This is a genomic window from Mucilaginibacter sp. PPCGB 2223 (assembly GCF_001705515.1).
GTDB lineage: Bacteria > Bacteroidota > Bacteroidia > Sphingobacteriales > Sphingobacteriaceae > Mucilaginibacter.
In genome coordinates this window covers 2306569-2322861 of the sequence record NZ_MDJS01000001.1, presented here as the reverse complement: position 1 = coordinate 2322861, position 16293 = coordinate 2306569, and the positions used below count along the sequence as shown (strand labels likewise).

At 42.8% G+C, this 16293-nt stretch carries 15 protein-coding genes; all 15 read left to right on the top strand.

All coding sequences use genetic code 11. The features are described from left to right. Positions 1-4: 4 nt before the first annotated feature. The 15 genes from BEL04_RS10080 to BEL04_RS10010 all read left to right on the top strand — a co-directional run bounded on the left by BEL04_RS10080 (position 5) and on the right by BEL04_RS10010 (position 16249). Complete coding sequence (locus BEL04_RS10080; RefSeq protein WP_066002918.1) at positions 5-2386, top strand: tyrosine-protein kinase; 2382 nt, start codon at positions 5-7, stop codon at positions 2384-2386. A gap of 65 nt (positions 2387-2451) precedes the next feature. After that, the gene (gmd, locus tag BEL04_RS10075) at positions 2452-3564 is read left to right on the top strand and encodes a GDP-mannose 4,6-dehydratase (protein ID WP_066002915.1); all 1113 of its coding nucleotides are present in this window, start codon (positions 2452-2454) and stop codon (positions 3562-3564) included. Positions 3565-3624: 60 nt separating this feature from the next. Further along, positions 3625-4482, top strand: a complete 858-nt coding sequence (locus BEL04_RS10070; RefSeq protein WP_066002913.1) for an ABC transporter permease — start codon at positions 3625-3627, stop codon at positions 4480-4482. A 62-nt stretch (positions 4483-4544) separates the two neighbouring features. Further along, positions 4545-5825 carry a polysaccharide ABC transporter ATP-binding protein gene (locus BEL04_RS10065; protein WP_066002911.1) on the top strand — a complete coding sequence of 427 codons (1281 nt, stop codon included), beginning with the start codon at positions 4545-4547 and terminating at the stop codon, positions 5823-5825. A gap of 18 nt (positions 5826-5843) precedes the next feature. Beyond that, positions 5844-6767, top strand: coding sequence for a thiamine pyrophosphate-dependent dehydrogenase E1 component subunit alpha (locus BEL04_RS10060; RefSeq protein WP_066002909.1), 924 nt, complete (start codon positions 5844-5846; stop codon positions 6765-6767). Between the two features lie 15 nt (positions 6768-6782). After that, positions 6783-7856, top strand: coding sequence for an alpha-ketoacid dehydrogenase subunit beta (locus BEL04_RS10055; protein ID WP_066002907.1), 1074 nt, complete (start codon positions 6783-6785; stop codon positions 7854-7856). Beyond that, on the top strand, positions 7856-8875 hold the full coding sequence (locus tag BEL04_RS10050; RefSeq protein WP_066002898.1) for an NAD(P)-dependent oxidoreductase: 1020 nt from the start codon (positions 7856-7858) through the stop codon (positions 8873-8875). The genes BEL04_RS10055 and BEL04_RS10050 overlap by 1 nt, the downstream gene beginning before the upstream one ends. Further along, complete coding sequence (locus tag BEL04_RS10045; RefSeq protein WP_371327583.1) at positions 8872-9822, top strand: GDP-L-fucose synthase family protein; 951 nt, start codon at positions 8872-8874, stop codon at positions 9820-9822. Before BEL04_RS10050 ends, BEL04_RS10045 begins: the two co-directional genes overlap by 4 nt. A gap of 12 nt (positions 9823-9834) precedes the next feature. Continuing rightward, entirely contained in the window at positions 9835-11004 is a 1170-nt protein-coding gene (locus tag BEL04_RS10040) for a DegT/DnrJ/EryC1/StrS aminotransferase family protein (protein ID WP_217493610.1), read from the top strand. 25 nt (positions 11005-11029) lie between these two features. Then, positions 11030-11428 (top strand): NUDIX domain-containing protein, encoded by a 399-nt coding sequence (locus BEL04_RS10035; protein ID WP_066002891.1) that lies wholly within the window; start codon positions 11030-11032, stop codon positions 11426-11428. A gap of 15 nt (positions 11429-11443) precedes the next feature. Beyond that, positions 11444-12475 (top strand): glycosyltransferase, encoded by a 1032-nt coding sequence (locus BEL04_RS10030; protein ID WP_066002887.1) that lies wholly within the window; start codon positions 11444-11446, stop codon positions 12473-12475. Between the two features lies 1 nt (position 12476). Beyond that, positions 12477-13397 (top strand): glycosyltransferase, encoded by a 921-nt coding sequence (locus BEL04_RS10025; protein ID WP_066002885.1) that lies wholly within the window; start codon positions 12477-12479, stop codon positions 13395-13397. Positions 13398-13419: 22 nt separating this feature from the next. Further along, on the top strand, positions 13420-14004 hold the full coding sequence (locus BEL04_RS10020; RefSeq protein ID WP_066002884.1) for an acyltransferase: 585 nt from the start codon (positions 13420-13422) through the stop codon (positions 14002-14004). A gap of 23 nt (positions 14005-14027) precedes the next feature. Beyond that, positions 14028-15188 carry a glycosyltransferase family 4 protein gene (locus BEL04_RS10015; RefSeq protein ID WP_066002883.1) on the top strand — a complete coding sequence of 387 codons (1161 nt, stop codon included), beginning with the start codon at positions 14028-14030 and terminating at the stop codon, positions 15186-15188. A gap of 11 nt (positions 15189-15199) precedes the next feature. Beyond that, a complete protein-coding gene (locus tag BEL04_RS10010) occupies positions 15200-16249 on the top strand; it encodes a hypothetical protein (RefSeq protein ID WP_066002881.1) in 1050 nt (349 codons plus the stop codon). The last annotated feature ends 44 nt before the right edge of the window (positions 16250-16293 follow it).

Genomic DNA, 16293 nt, shown 5'->3' with positions numbered 1-16293 from the left:
ATTAATGACCGACATAAATACCAACATATCCGAGCAAAATGCAACTGTTGATGGCGGGTTGGACGTTAAAGCAATTTTATCAAAAATTTTAACCTACTGGTACTTATTTGTTTTAAGTATCCTGATCTGTTTCTCGCTTTCGGTAGTAAACGCCAGCCTTACCCCACCGGTATGGAATATTACCGGTAAAATATTGGTACAGGATGATAACCCGGCAGGAAATACTTCTTCAAATACCGCCCGCGATCAGTTGCTCAACGCGGGTATCCCCAAAAATAACATTGACGATCAGCTGGAGATACTGACCTCGCGCAACCTGATCAGTCAGGTAGTTGCAGAAACCCAGCTCAACGTACGTACGTACCTGATACTGCATTTCAAAGCAATCGAGATATATCAGGAATATCCTATTCAGATATCGGTTAAATACAATTCGCCCAATACGGTTGAGCAATCGTTTATTGTGAATGTTTTAAACGGCAGGGAGTTTGTGCTCGAAAATAAAAAAGGCGGTCCGTCTATTAAAGCGCATTTTGGCGATAGTGTGAGATTAAAGCAGTATACGCTTGTACTTAAAAACAGATCTGTGCCTTTAAATGTAACAGCACAATATGGGTTTAGTATTCAATCGGAGGATGCCACCATCGCCGATTTTTTAGCCAACTTTATGCCTTCAACACCCGATAAGGCATCTTCGGCTATCTTCTTAAATTACAGTTATACTAACCCGAACAAGGGCGAGGCTGTCATAGAACAGTTGATGAAAGATTACCTGGCTGCAAATCTGGAAAACAAAAAAAGGATAGCCGACAGTACCATTAAATTTATTGATAGCAGGTTGAATCTTGTTGCTGGCCAGTTGGGAGAGCTGCAACAGGCATTCCAAAAATTTAAACAGGAAAACCATGTGATGGATGTGGGTACCAAAACCCAGATGCTGATGCAAAACCAGGTAAAAAACACGGATGAACTGAATGCCCAGGCCACACAACTGGCGATAGTTAATGAAATGCAAAAATACCTGTATAAACCAGGTAATCCTATACCAACCAATGTAAGTGTAAGTGTTGGCGGGTTAAACTCGGCTATTGACAGTTATAACGCACTGGTGCTCGAACGCCAAAGGCAAAAGCTGGTTTTAACCGATGAGAATCCTCAGATTAAGAGTATCGACAGGCAACTTGCCGATCAGCGTAATCTTTTACTAAAAGGGTTTGACAACTATAAACATAATTTAATAGTAGAATTTAACGAAAAAAAGAAACAGGGGCTGTCCATCCAGGGCGATATCAGCAAAGTGCCCGAAATACAACGTATTTACGACGACTTTTTGCGTAAACAAAGTATACAGCAGGATTTGTATCAGTACCTGCTGCAAAGGAAGGAAGAATCGTCTATTGCCAAAACTTCAACGTTTTCGAATACCCGCATCATTGAGCATGCCAAGAGCGATCCTGATCCGTTTAAACCCAAGAAACCTATTATTTACCTTGTCGGGCTGGTATTCGGTATTATCATCCCAACAATTTACATAGGCCTCAAGGAATTCCTCAACACCAAGATCATGAGCAAATATGATATCGAGAGGAAGACAAGTATACCTATTGTTGGAGAAATAGGCCATAAAACATCCGAAGAAGCGTTGATGGTAACCAAAGAGTCGCGCTCAAATATATCCGAACAGTTCAGAAGTTTGCGCACCAACCTGCAGTACCTGGTGAATCCGGGTAAGCCTAACGTGTTACTGTTTACGTCGAGTATGAGCGGTGAGGGGAAAACATTTCTGTCTCTAAACCTGGGTAGCGCGCTGGCCCTTGGCGGCAAAAAAGTAGTATTTCTCGAACTCGACCTTCGCAAACCTAAATTCTCTATCAACCTGGGCCTGGATAACCAAAACGGTTTTACAAACTATGTGATATCAGACCAGGCGGACTACCATAGTATACTAAAACCAACATGGTTTAATGAGAATTGTTACCTCATATCATCAGGTCCGGTTCCTCCAAACCCTGCAGAATTATTAATGAATGTTAAGCTTGAAAAGCTGATAGACCAGTTGAAGCGTGATTTCGATTATATCGTTATCGACACGGCTCCGGTAGGGATTGTTACCGATGCATTGTTGGTTGAGAAGTTTGCGGATATAACTTTTTACGTTGTGAGGGAAGAGTACACGCATAAACCGCAACTGAATTTGATTAATGAGCTGAGAGAATCAAATAAGGTGAAAAACCCTTATATCATTGTTAATGATATAAAATATCAAAAAGGTAATTCGATTTACGGCTACGGCTATGGTTACGGCTACGGCTATGGTTATGGTTACGGCTATGGCAGCGAAGAGGAAAGCAAGGGATTATTTAAAAACATATTCGGGAAAAAATAATAGCGCACTTATCAAACATAAAACAGAATTTATCAAAACATAAAAACAGAATTTATCAAAACATAATGAAAAAAGCATTAATAACAGGCGTAACCGGTCAGGATGGAGCTTATCTTACAGAGCTATTGTTAGGAAAAGGATACGAAGTTCATGGTATTAAGCGCAGGAGCTCGTTGTTAAATACCGACAGGATAGATCATTTATATCAGGATCCGCACGAGAAGAATGTAAAGTTCAAACTCCATTATGGCGATCTGTCTGACTCGACAAACCTGATCAGGATCATCCAGCAGGTTCAGCCGGATGAAATTTATAACCTTGGTGCGATGTCGCACGTAAAGGTAAGTTTTGATACTCCCGAGTATACTGCTAATGCTGATGGTATAGGTACACTGCGTATTCTTGAAGCTATCAGAATTTTAGGTCTGGAGAAAAAAACCAAAGTATACCAGGCTTCAACATCAGAGTTGTATGGTTTGGTGCAGGCCGTTCCCCAGTCAGAAACTACGCCATTCTACCCACGCTCACCTTACGCCGTAGCGAAAATGTATGCTTACTGGATTACGGTAAACTACCGCGAAGCATACGGTATTTATGCCTGCAACGGTATCCTGTTCAACCACGAAAGCCCTTTACGCGGCGAAACTTTTGTTACGCGTAAAATCACCCGGGCAGTTGCCAAAATATCGGCCGGCTTACAGGATTGCCTGTTCCTGGGAAACCTGGATGCTCAGCGCGACTGGGGACACGCCAAAGATTACGTTGAGGCAATGTACCTGATTTTACAGCAGGAAACACCTGAAGATTACGTTATCGCAACCGGTGTTACAACCCGTGTGCGCGAGTTTGTGCGCATGGCGTTTAAAGAAGTCGGTATCGAAGTAGAGTTTAAAGGCGAAGGTGTTGACGAGAAAGGATACGTGGTATCATGCTCAAACCCCGAATATCAGCTTGAAACCGGAAAACAAATTGTAGCTGTCGACCCGGCATATTTCCGCCCGACAGAAGTTGATCTGCTGATCGGCGACCCGACCAAATCAAAAACCAAACTTGGCTGGACACCTAAATACGATCTGGCTATGCTGGTTAAGGAGATGGTAGCTTCAGATGTAGAGCACTTTAAAAAGGAAAGTTTTCTGAAATCATCCGGCTATAATATCAAGCATCAGTTTGATTAATGCCTATGGCACATTTTAGGCCGCAAATTGTAGAATACACCGAGAATATAAAGACAGAGAATGGACGATATAACGCAAACGTGGGATCTGGAGATCAAGCCCAAAAGTAGCCTGCTCAATATTAATTTAAAAGAGCTGTGGCATTATCGCGATCTGATGTGGCTTTTTGTACGCCGCGACTTTGTCGCCCAATATAAACAAACCATACTGGGGCCTTTATGGCACGTTATTCAGCCGGTATTTACTACACTGATGTTTTTGTTGGTATTCGGCAAAATTGCTAAAATATCTACTGATGGTATTGAGCCAATATTGTTCTATATGTCGGGCATAACCATCTGGACCTATTTTTCAACCTGTTTGACCAATACAGCGAATACTTTTGTAGCGAATGCACCAATATTCGGAAAAGTATATTTCCCGAGGCTCATCCTGCCACTTTCGGTAGTGATGTCAAACATTGTAAAGTTTGGTATACAGTTTTTATTGCTTTTTGTGATGATGCTGTATTTTGCTCTCTTTAAACATATACCAATCGTATTCTCAGTTAATTGGTTACTTATACCTGTTTTGATATTACTCATGGCAGGGATTGGTTTAGGTTGTGGTATCATTATTTCTTCGGTTACTACAAAATACCGCGATTTTGCTGTATTGCTCACTTTTGCGGTACAACTGGGCATGTATGTAACTCCAATTGGCTATCCGCTTTCTTATCTGCAAAGCAAACCATACAAATGGGTGATCACAATAAACCCCTTAACATCAATTGTTGAGGCATTCAGATATTCATTATTTGGCAAGGGTACGGTTGATACCGGTTCAATTTTATACAGTGTTATTTTCATGATAGTTGTACTGATCATTGGGGCAATCTATTTTAATAAAGTCGAGAAAACCTTTATGGATACTGTTTAACTATCTGATAAAAAACTAAAAGCAGAAAACTGCGTGTTACTGGCACACCGAAATTAAATGTAATGAGCAATAGCGTTATAAGCGTTCAAAATATTTCAAAGCAATATCGTCTTGGCGAAATTGGCACGGGTTCGATGGTGAGTGATTTGAACCGTTGGTGGCACGCCATACGAGGCAAAGAAGATCCATACCTTAAGATCGGCGAAACCAATGATCGGACAAAAGCCGGAAACAGTGATTATGTCTGGTCGTTAAGAGATATAAATTTTGAAATTGAACAAGGTGATGCGGTAGGCATTATAGGCCGTAACGGCGCAGGTAAAAGTACTTTGCTTAAAATTTTGAGCAGGGTTACCCTACCCACAACGGGCACAGCAAAGATTAAAGGACGGATAGCGAGTTTACTGGAAGTTGGTACGGGCTTCCATCCCGATTTGAGCGGGCGTGACAACATATTCTTAAACGGTGCCATACTTGGCATGCGGAAAGATGAGATTAAACGCAAATTTGATGAAATTGTTGATTTTGCCGGTGTTGAGCGTTATATCGACACCCCGGTAAAAAGATATTCTTCGGGTATGTATGTAAGGTTGGCGTTCGCAGTAGCAGCGCACCTCGAATCGGAGATTTTAATAGTGGACGAGGTACTTGCAGTAGGCGATTCGGAGTTTCAGAAAAAATGCCTCGGTAAAATGGGTGATGTGAGCAAAGGCGAAGGGCGTACGGTTTTATTTGTAAGCCATACCATGTCGGCCATCAAACAGTTGTGCACACATTCAATACTTTTAAATCAGGGTTCGGTCGAAAAGCAAGGTCTTACGGCCGATGTAATCAGCCACTATCTTGCAGATAGTAATCAAATTGCTGCAAACTCGGTTATCCTCCCCGAAAAAAACTCAGCTCTGTATTTTACATACATAGCTATAACCGACGATAATAATGATGGAAGCCTGTTAACAAACGACATTGATTTTTATGTTTTACTCGATTTTATCGTCGCAGAGAAATCAGTCAATGTCGAAATTAGTGTTTGCTTTAAAAATTCGTCGGGCGTAAACGTGTTTTTTACCAGCCTGTCGGATGCGAATACCGGCAAAACCTTAGATCTGGATCCTGGTAAATACCAGGCCAAAGTTAAGATACCTAACAACTTTTTGTTGCCCGATTCTTATACGATAGATATTTATGCTCATAACAGGGGCACAGTGAACCTGGATGTACATCAGGACGTGCTGAAGTTTTATATCGAAGACTTGAATTCGTACATGGCGTTTTACGGAAAAGCGGCGGGCGATTTCACCACTGTGCTTAACAGGTGCGAGTGGGATTTTAGTAAACTATAAAAATTATAATCAATAAGTATGGACGCGTTATACGAGAAGCTTTTTTACCAATCCTTACGGATAAGGCTTGTGGAAGAGAAGATAGCTGAAATATATCCTTCGGATAAAATCCAGAGCCCTGTCCACCTGTCAATAGGTCAGGAAGCGTTGGCCGCAGGTATATGTAATAACCTGCTGGTAACCGATATGGTGTATACATCGTACCGGTGCCATGCTTATTACCTGGCTAAAGGCGGCGACCTGAACGAAATGTTTGCCGAACTGTACGGTAAAGTTACCGGTTGCGGTAAAGGCAAGGCGGGCTCAATGCACCTGGCTTCGAAGAAAGTAAACTTTATGGGCTCGTCGGCAGTTGTTGCCAGCACCATATCAAACGCGGTAGGTTCGGCCCTTGCGAGTAAAATATTAAACAAAAACCAGGTATCGGTTGCGGTGTTTGGCGATGGTGCTTCGGAAGAAGGCTCGTACCACGAATCGCTCAATTTTGCTGCCGCATTTAAGCTGCCTGTAATTTTTGTTTGCGAAAATAACGGCCTGGCGATACACTCCAAACTCGAGCAGCGCCATGCTTTCGTCGTTCACGAACATGCTAAAGGGTATGGCGTAAAATCGGTATACATCGAAGAAGGTTACGATTTTGCTAAGATAAACCAGGTAATGGAAGGGATAGTGAAAGAAGTTCGTGAGCAGAGCATCCCTTATGTAGTCGAAATTAAAACATACCGCTATAAGGAGCACGTAGGCATCGGCGACGACCATAACGTGCCATACCGATCAAAGGACGAATTTGAACAGTGGAAGCAGAAGGATCCGCTGATTCAGGACGCCGCGCTGGTGGCAAAGTTTACTGATGAAATTAATAAAGAGATAGAGGCAGCGGTAAAATTTGCAGAGGAGAGCCCTGTCCCTGCCGATGAAGAACTGTTAGCGGATATTTATTAATCAAGGATAGTTGCAATGGAACATAACGAAAAAGTTATTAAATATAAAGACGCCCTGTTAACATCGATGGACGATGCATTAACGCGTTTTCCGGGTACAATTATTATGGGGCAGGGTGTCGACGATCATAAGGGGACCTTTGGCAGCACCACTGATTTGGCGAAAAAGCACGGCGCCCACCGGGTTTTTGACATCCCGCTTTCTGAGGAAGGCAATACCGGTATTGGTATCGGCGCCGCTTTGAATGGAGTGTACCCGATACAAACACACATCCGTAACGATTTTAGCTTACTGGCCATGAGCCAGATAGTGAACACGGCTGCCAAATACAAATACATGTACGGCGGGCATTTTAATGTGCCTATGCTCATCCGTATGATTATCGGCCGCAGCTGGGGGCAGGGCGCACAGCATTCGCAAAGCTTGCAATCGCTGTTTGCACATATTCCCGGATTGGTGGTTTTGATGCCGAGCAGCGCCGATGCGGTACTCGAATCATATAACCATGCTGTTGAGCATTATAAGGGGCCGGTCATTTCGATAGAGCACAGGTTATTGTACGATTATAGTTTTAAATCGACCTACGGCGAAAAAGACGCTGCAAAACACGATCCTTTTTCATCAAGGTTAGTGCGCAAAGGTGATGATGTAACCATCGTAGCTACGTCGATCATGGTGATTGAAGCGCAACGTGTGGCTGATTATTTGGCCAAAGAACTGGATATCCATTGTGAGATCATCGACTTGCACTCTATCTCTCATTTCAATAAAGAAATGATTGTTGAAAGCGTGAAAAAGACCGGTAATCTTATCATAGCCGATACCAGCTGGCAGGCCTACGGGGTTTGCGCCGAAATATCACGCATCATATGCGAACACGATCCGCGGATGCTGAAAGGGCCGGTAGTTACTTTGGGTATGCAGCCATCGCCATGCCCGACAACGAAGAAACTCGAAGACCTGTTCTACCCGGATGATTACACCTTTACCATGAAAATTGTAGAAATGGTAAAAGGCAGAGGGCACGGCTTATCGGTTGCCAAAACATCGTTAAACGAAACTTATAAATCATTTAAAGGGCCTTTTTAATGGCAGTCGGCGTTAAAAATATTATTAATGAGGATGCAGAATCAATTTGCAGCAAAATTGATTTTAGTGCTCTTGATGGTAAAACCATTTTGATATCGGGCGCCTCGGGCTTATTGGGTGTATATTTTATTACCTGCCTTAAGCTATTAAATGAGCAAGGGCTGAATATTAAAACTGTAGCGGTTTTCAGGTCGGAGTTACCGGATTACCTGCTACAGGGCGAATTTGCAAACCTGCAGATATTTAAAGGTGATATAACCGATTATGAGTTTTGCAAGAGTTTGCCTAAGGCCGATTTTATAGTTCATGCGGCGGGTTACGGGCAGCCCATGAAATTTATGGATGAGCCCGAGAAGACTTTAAAGCTGAACACATTTTCGACGTTCTTGCTTTTTGACAAGCTGAATAAAGGCGGCAGGTTTTTGTTTGTAAGCAGCAGCGAGGTTTACAGCGGCCTGGATGCACAGGTGTACACCGAAGAGCAGATCGGTAATACCAATACATCGCATCCAAGGGCTTGTTATATCGAAGGTAAACGCGGCGGCGAGGCTATTTGCTATGCTTATAGCACCAAAGGTTTAAGCGCATCGTCGGTACGATTGGCACACACCTATGGGCCAGGCACAAAAAAAGGAGATAAAAGGGTAATTTTATCTTTTATCGAAAAAGCCCTGCAAGGCCAGATACAGATGCTCGACGATGGTAAGGCCCTGCGTACTTACTGTTATATTGCCGATGCGGTGGAGATTATGTGGCATATTTTGCTTAAAGGCACGCAAAATGTATATAACCTGGGCGGTAATTCGCAAACCTCAATTGCAGGGTTGGCGCAAAATATCGGTAAAATCATGAACGTCCCGGTTATTGTGCCCGCAAGCACACAAAGTGTATCAGGAGCGCCGGCAGATGTACAGCTGGATATGACCCGCGTACGTACGGAGTTTGGGAAAACAGATTATATATCCTTAAACGAAGGGTTGGAAAGGACCATCAACTGGTACTTAGATATAAACACATGATGGAGAAACAGGATAAAATATATGTGGCCGGCCACAAGGGATTGGTAGGATCGGCAATATACCGGAAGTTGCTGGCAGAAGGCTATACCAACCTGGTAGTGCGGACATCAAAAGAACTTGATTTACGGAACCAGGCTTCGGTAGATGAGTTCTTCGCATCAGAAAAACCTGCTTATGTTTTCTTTGCAGCCGGCACGGTTGGCGGTATCATGGCCAATAAAACTTACCCGGGTAATTTTATTTTCGATAACGTGATCATGATCTTTAACGCACTGGAAGCAGCGCGGAAAAATCAGGTTACCAAATTCCTCTACCTGGGCAGCAGTTGTATTTATCCGAAAGATGCACCACAGCCTATCAAAGAAGATTACCTGCTTACCGATAAGCTCGAAGAAACAAACAAGCCTTACGCTTTGGCAAAAATAGCCGGGGTTGAGCTGTGCCTGTCGTACAACAAGCAATACGGTACAAACAATATCTGCCTGATGCCAACCAATATGTTTGGTATTAATGATAACTACGATTCGCAAAATTCGCACCTGGTAGCAGCGCTGATCAGGAAGTTTTATGAAGCTAAGGTAAATAAAGCTCCTCATGTAATGTTGTGGGGGACGGGTACTCCCCGCCGCGAGGTTCTGTCTGCAGATCAGTTAGCTGATGCGTGTTTGTTTTTTATGCAAAACTATTCGGGTAACGATATCATCAATATCGGCAGCGGGGAGGATATTACCATTAAAGACCTGGCACAAAAGATAAAAGAGATTTCGGGATACGAAGGCGAATTGCAGTTTGATGCCACCAAACCCGATGGCACCATGAAAAAACAACTCGACGTATCGCGTGCCTCGGGCCTGGGCTGGACAAGCAACGACACTTTAGATGAAGATCTGGAAAAAGCGTACCACGATTTTTCAGACAATTATATTCAATACACCACCAAACAATAAAGTAAAAGCATTATGTGGAAATTACAGGAAAATATACTCGAAGACGTTGATAAACAATATCTTGTTGATTTTATAAATTCGACCGAGCGTTTTACACAGTTTGAAAAAGTAAAGCAATTTGAAGCCGCATGGTCTGCCTGGCAACAGATCGGTTATTCAACTTATGTAAACTCGGGTAGCTCTGCCGACCTGATCATGATGGACGCCGTGAAAGAGTATTACGGCCTTGAGGATGGTGCAGAAGTGCTGGTGCCCGCCGTAACCTGGACAACCAACATTACCTCGGTAATCCAAACAAAACTGACCCCGGTTTTTGTTGACGTGAACCTAACTGATTTTTCCTTTGATTGCGATAAGCTCGAAGCTGCTATTACGCCTAAAACCAAAATCATCCTCATTACACACCTTATCGGCCTGCCAGCCAATATGGATAAAATAAAAGAAATTGCCGATAAGCATAACTTGCTGATACTGGAGGATTGCTGCGAATCGCACGGGGCTACTTATAACGGCAAAAAAGTTGGGAACTTTGGCGTGGCAAGTACCTTCAGCTTTTATTGGGGCCACCATTTAACAACTGTTGAAGGCGGTACCATCTGTACCGATAATGACGAGCTGAACGACCTTTTCATCCTGAAGAGATCACACGGCCTGGCCAGGGAGTTACATCCTTCCAAACATCAAAAGTACAAGGATATGTATCCCGATATCGACTTTAACTTTTTGTTTTTAACGCATGGGTATAATTTCAGAAATACCGAATTGCATGCTGTTTTGGGTATTGAACAATTGAAACACCTGGATAAATACATTGCCATTCGTAATGCCAACCATAAAAAGTACCTGGATATCATTGCACCGATAAGCGACCTGTTATACGTGGTGGATAACCCTGGTATCTCGTCATTCTGCCTGCCGTTCATCTTTAAAAATAAAAAGGATAAGGACCTGTTTAAAAAGATACTGATCGAAAACCAGATCGAAAGCCGCCCTATTATCAGTGGCAACTTACTGGTACAACCATGTTTTAAACAGTATGGCAACTATGCCGATTTTAAAAATGCGCAGGTGGTTCAGGAAAACGGCATATATATTGGCAATAACCAGTTTGTTAACGACGAAAGGCTGGGCAAGCTAAGCGCTATCTTAAAAGAAACGTTTGCTAATGAATATTCCGTCTGAGTTATATCAGTCGATTTTAAAATCAATGCCCATTTTATGTGTGGATGCATTGATAGTGTACGAGGGAAAATGCCTGTTGTTGTTGCGGGATAACGAACCGGCAAAAGGCACCTATTGGTTTCCGGGTGGCAGGGTGAAAAAAAACGAATTGATAAAAGACGCGGTTTTGCGCAAGGTAAAGGAAGAAACCAACCTGACCTGTGTTTTTGAAAAGATCATATCGGTTGAAGAAACACTGTTTGATAAGCAGGGGGATATGACAACCGACGTACACACGGTAAACGTATGTTGCCTGCTGCACCCGGTAAATATTGAAGATTTAAAGGTAGACAGGTTACACTCGGGTTTCAGATGGGTTGACGCACTGGATGCATCCTATCATCAGGGTATTAATAACCCGCTGGCACTGTTAGGTTATGTTTAGATTTTAGAGTTGTTTATGAGTGACATAAAGATATCCATCATACTGCCCAGTTATAACAGCGAAAAGTATTTGCAGCAATGTATAGATAGCTTTGTTGAGCAAAAGCACGAGGCGAAGGAGCTGATCATCGTTGATGCAAAATCGAAAGATTCGTCGCATCAGATCATCAAATCGTTCGCCAACAAATATCCGAACATTATCTGGGTGCAGGAGCCGGATATCAACGTAACTGATGGATTTAATATCGGGTTAAAGTATGCTACCGGCGATTTTATCGGTTTTTTATCGTCAGATGCGATTTACTATACCGATGATATTTTTACCTCGATAAACTCAAGCTATAAAAAAATAAAATTTGATTGCGTTTACTTTAACGCATACAGTTATTATACCGAGGACAGCAGGAAAAGCATCACTTTGCGGAACTGTAATTTTGAGTTTACCCGCGATAACTTTTTAAGGCACATGTGTTTTGTACCGTTTGAAAATATCCTCTTCCGCAAGGATATTTTTAGCAAGTATAAGCTGGACCCGAACTATAACATGGCGTCCGACATCGAGTTTTATTTAAGGATACTCGAGAATAGGATGCTCGGCTTTTTTATTGATAAGGTTTCGACGGTGAATATTTACGATGGCGAAAACCTGAGCATGGCTTTCCCGCAAAAGCAGTGGGACCAATGGCTGATGGTAGATATCAAAGGCCTGTTTGATTCGGAGATTGTACCTGAAAGCGATTTTCAGATACACAAACAATTGATACAAAACTCATATACCTTAAGCAAGAAATATGTAAACGATGTTGAGCAGTGGTTGCTTAGCCTTATTGCCGCCAACCAGCGGGTGAGTTTTTACAACGATGGTGTTTTTAAAGATAAATATGCGCCTTACTGGTACGATCTGCTGCTGAAAAGCCAGCGATTTGGTTTATGGGCCTATTTTAAATATACCAGGTCGCCGTTATCTAAGTCAGTGTTGCAGGTACCAATTAGGAAGAAGGTGAAGTTTTTATACCAGTGTACCGTCGGAAACATCAGAAAGCGTTAGCATGGTATCGATAATTATGCCGGCTTTTAATGCCGAAAGGTTTATTGCAGAGACAATCCTGTCGGTACAAAACCAAACTTACCAGGATTGGGAGCTAATAGTGATCGACGATGGATCTACTGACAAAACCGGCGAAATTGTAAAGAACATCCAGCTTACGGATAAAAGAATAAAATACATCTATCAGCAAAACAAAAAGCAGGCGGCAGCCAGGAATAATGCTTTTGGTAATGCGGCTGGTGACTGGATAGCATTTTTGGATGCCGATGATTTATGGCATCCTGAAAAATTGGAGAGACAGTTTAAATATATTGCTGAGATAGATGCTGATGTTTTTTATACAGGCGGCGAGATCGTAAATGATATTGGCGAGTTTATTGCGATTTACGACACCGTGTACGGGCGGTACGGTAGTGTTGAAATGTATAAGTTGTTATTTGAGCGTAACCCCGTGCCTATCCTCTCGGTTATTTTTAAAAAGGAATGGATAGCGAAGGCTGGCCTGGAAGACGAAGACTTGAGGATGACCGGTTGCGAGGATTGGGATCATTGGGTTAGATTGGCCAGGGCCGGCGCGGTTTTTTATGGAATAAATGAAAGCTTATTCAAATACCGCCGATACGAGAACAACACATCGAGCAATTATGTGAAAATGACTATGGCCGAAGCTTGCGTTTACATCAAAAATTTTGATGATACTATTTTTAACGAGGGCGACAAGAAAAGGATATTTAACCACAGGTTATTATCGCTGATAACGACCCTGCTTAAGGCGAACAGAATACCTGATGCCAAATATATTTTAAGCAAGGTGAAAGTGTTGTTGCCATCGGTATTAAATGATGTTAACGGGTTGTTGATTAGGCTGCTGGGGGCAAAATCGGCACGGATAGTGAACAAAATAAACAGCTACAGGCTATAGTATTGTTGTAACTTAATTGATAATGAAAGAGAAACTGGTTTTATTTTTATTGAGCAAACTGCCGCTCTTTACCTATTATTACCAGCGCAAAAAAATGGCTGAGTTGCGGGCACAGCCCAACGTTTCGATACATGAGGCTTTTTACTTAGGTGAGCATAGCGAGATTAAAATAAATGGCCTGTGCAAAGAGCTGAGCATAGCGGAGAATGTATCGGCGCTTAAGTTCTGTAGTTTTTTAGTACAGGAACCGGGGCGGCTGGTAATCGAAAAAAACGTGTTCTTCAACAACTACTGCTCGGTTAACTGCCTGGGCAATATCGAGATTGGTGAGAATACCATGTTTGGCGAGGGGGTTAAGATTTACGATCATAACCACGCGCACAGTTATACAGCCGGGGGGCAACTGGTGGTCGAAAAGGCCGAGTTTAAGATAAGTTCGGTTAAGATAGGTAAAAATTGCTGGATAGGGAGCAATGCAACCATACTGAATAATGTGGAGATAGGCGATAATGTAATTATTGGGGCACACTGCCTGATTTACAAATCGGTGCCGGCAAATTCGATTGTGAAACACGCAGAGAATTTGATCATTACCGACAGGAGATAAAAAATTTTGATAAAGAATAACTAATGCCGCCGGAGAATAAAATATTATTTATATCGCACGATGCTTACAGAACGGGGGCTCCCATAGTTCTGATCCATCACCTGCGGGCCTTGAAAGAGACGTACCCGGAGATCGATTTTGATATTTTATTAAAATATGATGGCGAAATGGCAAAGGATTTCAGAGCTATAGCGCCAACTTTCGTGTTTCCATACCCATCGATAGCTGATAAGATCAGAAAGAAGTTGTTTAAATACAATTACAGGAAAGACAAAGCTAAACAGGTAATCGGCGGGCAATATGGCATCATATACGGCAATACCGTGGTAAGTGCCGATTTGCTGGCGCTGGCCAAACAAAATAACGCGGGCGCGATTACTGTCTGCCATGTACATGAGCTTGATATTTCGATTAAGCAGTTTTTTGGCAAGGGTAATTTTTTAGCGGCCATACCCTTTATCGATCACTTTGTGGCGGCATCCTATGCTGTAAAAGATGTTTTAACGAAGAACTATGGCATAGCCGAAGATAACATCCACATCCACCATGAGCACATACCGGTGCCAAAAGATACCGGGGTATATCTGCAGGATAACGCGAAGTTCAGCAGTGTGGTCAATAGCAGGGGCCTTAAGATATGCGGTTCGGGTACGCAGGACTGGCGTAAGGGCATCGACCTGTTTATCCAGGCGGCTTTTAATTTAAACCAATCGAACCCTGAAGCTGACTTTCATTTTTACTGGATAGGCGGTAAAACCGGAAGTGTAGATTATGAAAAGGCTAAATACGATATTGAAAAGAGTGGTGTTGCACATCGGATAACGCTGATAGACAGCAACCCCAACCCATTATCGTACATGGCTTTATGCGATGTGTTTTTGCTGTCATCGCGCGAAGACCCGTTCCCGCTGGTTTGCCTGGAGGCAGCAGCATTGGGCAAACCTATTATTTGCTTTAAAGGCTCGGGCGGGATGGTTGAGTTTGTCGATGAAAGCAATGGCTGGGTGATTGATTATTTCGACTTTTTACAGTTGAATAGTGTGCTAAGGCAGCTGGCAGTTGAAAAAGAAGGTATGCAGATCATCGCGGCCAAAGGGCAGGCTTCAAAACAGAAAGCTGCTGAATATGATATTGAAAAAGGTGTAGAAAAATTAAAAATATACCTGGATACCCTGGTGAACTGATAAACACGGCAATGAGGATAGCTTTTACTATATGTTCGAACAATTACCTGGCTTTAGCTAAAACATTGGCCGACTCTTACCATGAGCATAACCCGGGCGCTGAGTTTGTGATATGCCTGGTCGATAAAAAAAGCGATCAGGTTGATTATGCGCAGTTTAAAGACACCGAAGTAATAGCTATCGAGGACATCCGGATACCGGATTTTGGTGACCTGGCCGATAAATACAATATTGTTGAGTTGAATACCGCGGTTAAACCGTTCTTTATCGAATACCTGTTTAAGCGGGATGCTTCAGTAAGCGCTGTGGTTTACCTCGATCCGGATATTTATGTTTTAGGATCGTTCAGCGAGGTTGACAGGGAACTTGGCAGCCATACACTGATGGTTACCCCGCATATCAGCCAGCCGTACCCGCTGGATGACAAGGTTTTGCCCGAAAGGACATTCCTGAATTATGGGATATATAATCTGGGTTTCATCGCTGTTAACCGCTGCGCCGAGGCTGATAAGTTTTTAAGCTGGTGGCAGGAGCGTTTGCGCAGGTTTTGCTATATCGATTTTGCCGACGCCTGCTTTACCGACCAGATTTGGATAAATTATGCGCCCCTGTTTTTTAAGGATGTGAAGGTGAGCTTCCACCAGGGTATTAACGCAGCTTACTGGAATTTGGAAGACAGGAAGATAACCGGCGATTCGCAAAAGATGGTCAATGGGCTATACCCCTTTGTATTTATACACATCAGCGGGTTCGACCCTTACCGGCCGGAGCAGATCAGCGTTGTACAAACCCGTATAGATATTAAACAACGCCGTGATCTGGTGCCGATATACGCAGAATATGCCCGGAAAGTATTGGCCAATAATTATGAAGGTTTTAAAAAGATACCCTGTGTATATGTGGCACGGCACCGCGAGTTTAAACGAAGGACCGCCAAACAACAGATCGGCAGCAGCCTGAAAAACAAAATGCTGTACTGGGCCTATAAAATAACTCCCGGGGTAGTGTTTAAAACATATAAGGCAATAAACAGAGAGTTAAAGTATTATAACGACCTATAGTTTAATAGGTTTTTTTGTAAAGAGTAAAACAACCTTGAACATCG

What these genes read in the sequence shown, in the direction of transcription:
- BEL04_RS10025 (WP_066002885.1), top strand. Translation starts at nt 12,477, where the DNA reads ATGGTATCGATAATTATGCCGGCTTTTAATGCCGAAAGGTTTATTGCA.
- BEL04_RS10030 (WP_066002887.1), top strand. Translation starts at nt 11,444, where the DNA reads ATGAGTGACATAAAGATATCCATCATACTGCCCAGTTATAACAGCGAA.
- BEL04_RS10070 (WP_066002913.1), top strand. Translation starts at nt 3,625, where the DNA reads ATGGACGATATAACGCAAACGTGGGATCTGGAGATCAAGCCCAAAAGT.
- BEL04_RS10010 (WP_066002881.1), top strand. Translation starts at nt 15,200, where the DNA reads ATGAGGATAGCTTTTACTATATGTTCGAACAATTACCTGGCTTTAGCT.
- BEL04_RS10035 (WP_066002891.1), top strand. Translation starts at nt 11,030, where the DNA reads ATGCCCATTTTATGTGTGGATGCATTGATAGTGTACGAGGGAAAATGC.
- BEL04_RS10080 (WP_066002918.1), top strand. Translation starts at nt 5, where the DNA reads ATGACCGACATAAATACCAACATATCCGAGCAAAATGCAACTGTTGAT.
- BEL04_RS10015 (WP_066002883.1), top strand. Translation starts at nt 14,028, where the DNA reads ATGCCGCCGGAGAATAAAATATTATTTATATCGCACGATGCTTACAGA.
- gmd (WP_066002915.1), top strand. Translation starts at nt 2,452, where the DNA reads ATGAAAAAAGCATTAATAACAGGCGTAACCGGTCAGGATGGAGCTTAT.
- BEL04_RS10020 (WP_066002884.1), top strand. Translation starts at nt 13,420, where the DNA reads ATGAAAGAGAAACTGGTTTTATTTTTATTGAGCAAACTGCCGCTCTTT.
- BEL04_RS10040 (WP_217493610.1), top strand. Translation starts at nt 9,835, where the DNA reads ATGTGGAAATTACAGGAAAATATACTCGAAGACGTTGATAAACAATAT.
- BEL04_RS10060 (WP_066002909.1), top strand. Translation starts at nt 5,844, where the DNA reads ATGGACGCGTTATACGAGAAGCTTTTTTACCAATCCTTACGGATAAGG.
- BEL04_RS10045 (WP_371327583.1), top strand. Translation starts at nt 8,872, where the DNA reads ATGATGGAGAAACAGGATAAAATATATGTGGCCGGCCACAAGGGATTG.
- BEL04_RS10065 (WP_066002911.1), top strand. Translation starts at nt 4,545, where the DNA reads ATGAGCAATAGCGTTATAAGCGTTCAAAATATTTCAAAGCAATATCGT.
- BEL04_RS10055 (WP_066002907.1), top strand. Translation starts at nt 6,783, where the DNA reads ATGGAACATAACGAAAAAGTTATTAAATATAAAGACGCCCTGTTAACA.
- BEL04_RS10050 (WP_066002898.1), top strand. Translation starts at nt 7,856, where the DNA reads ATGGCAGTCGGCGTTAAAAATATTATTAATGAGGATGCAGAATCAATT.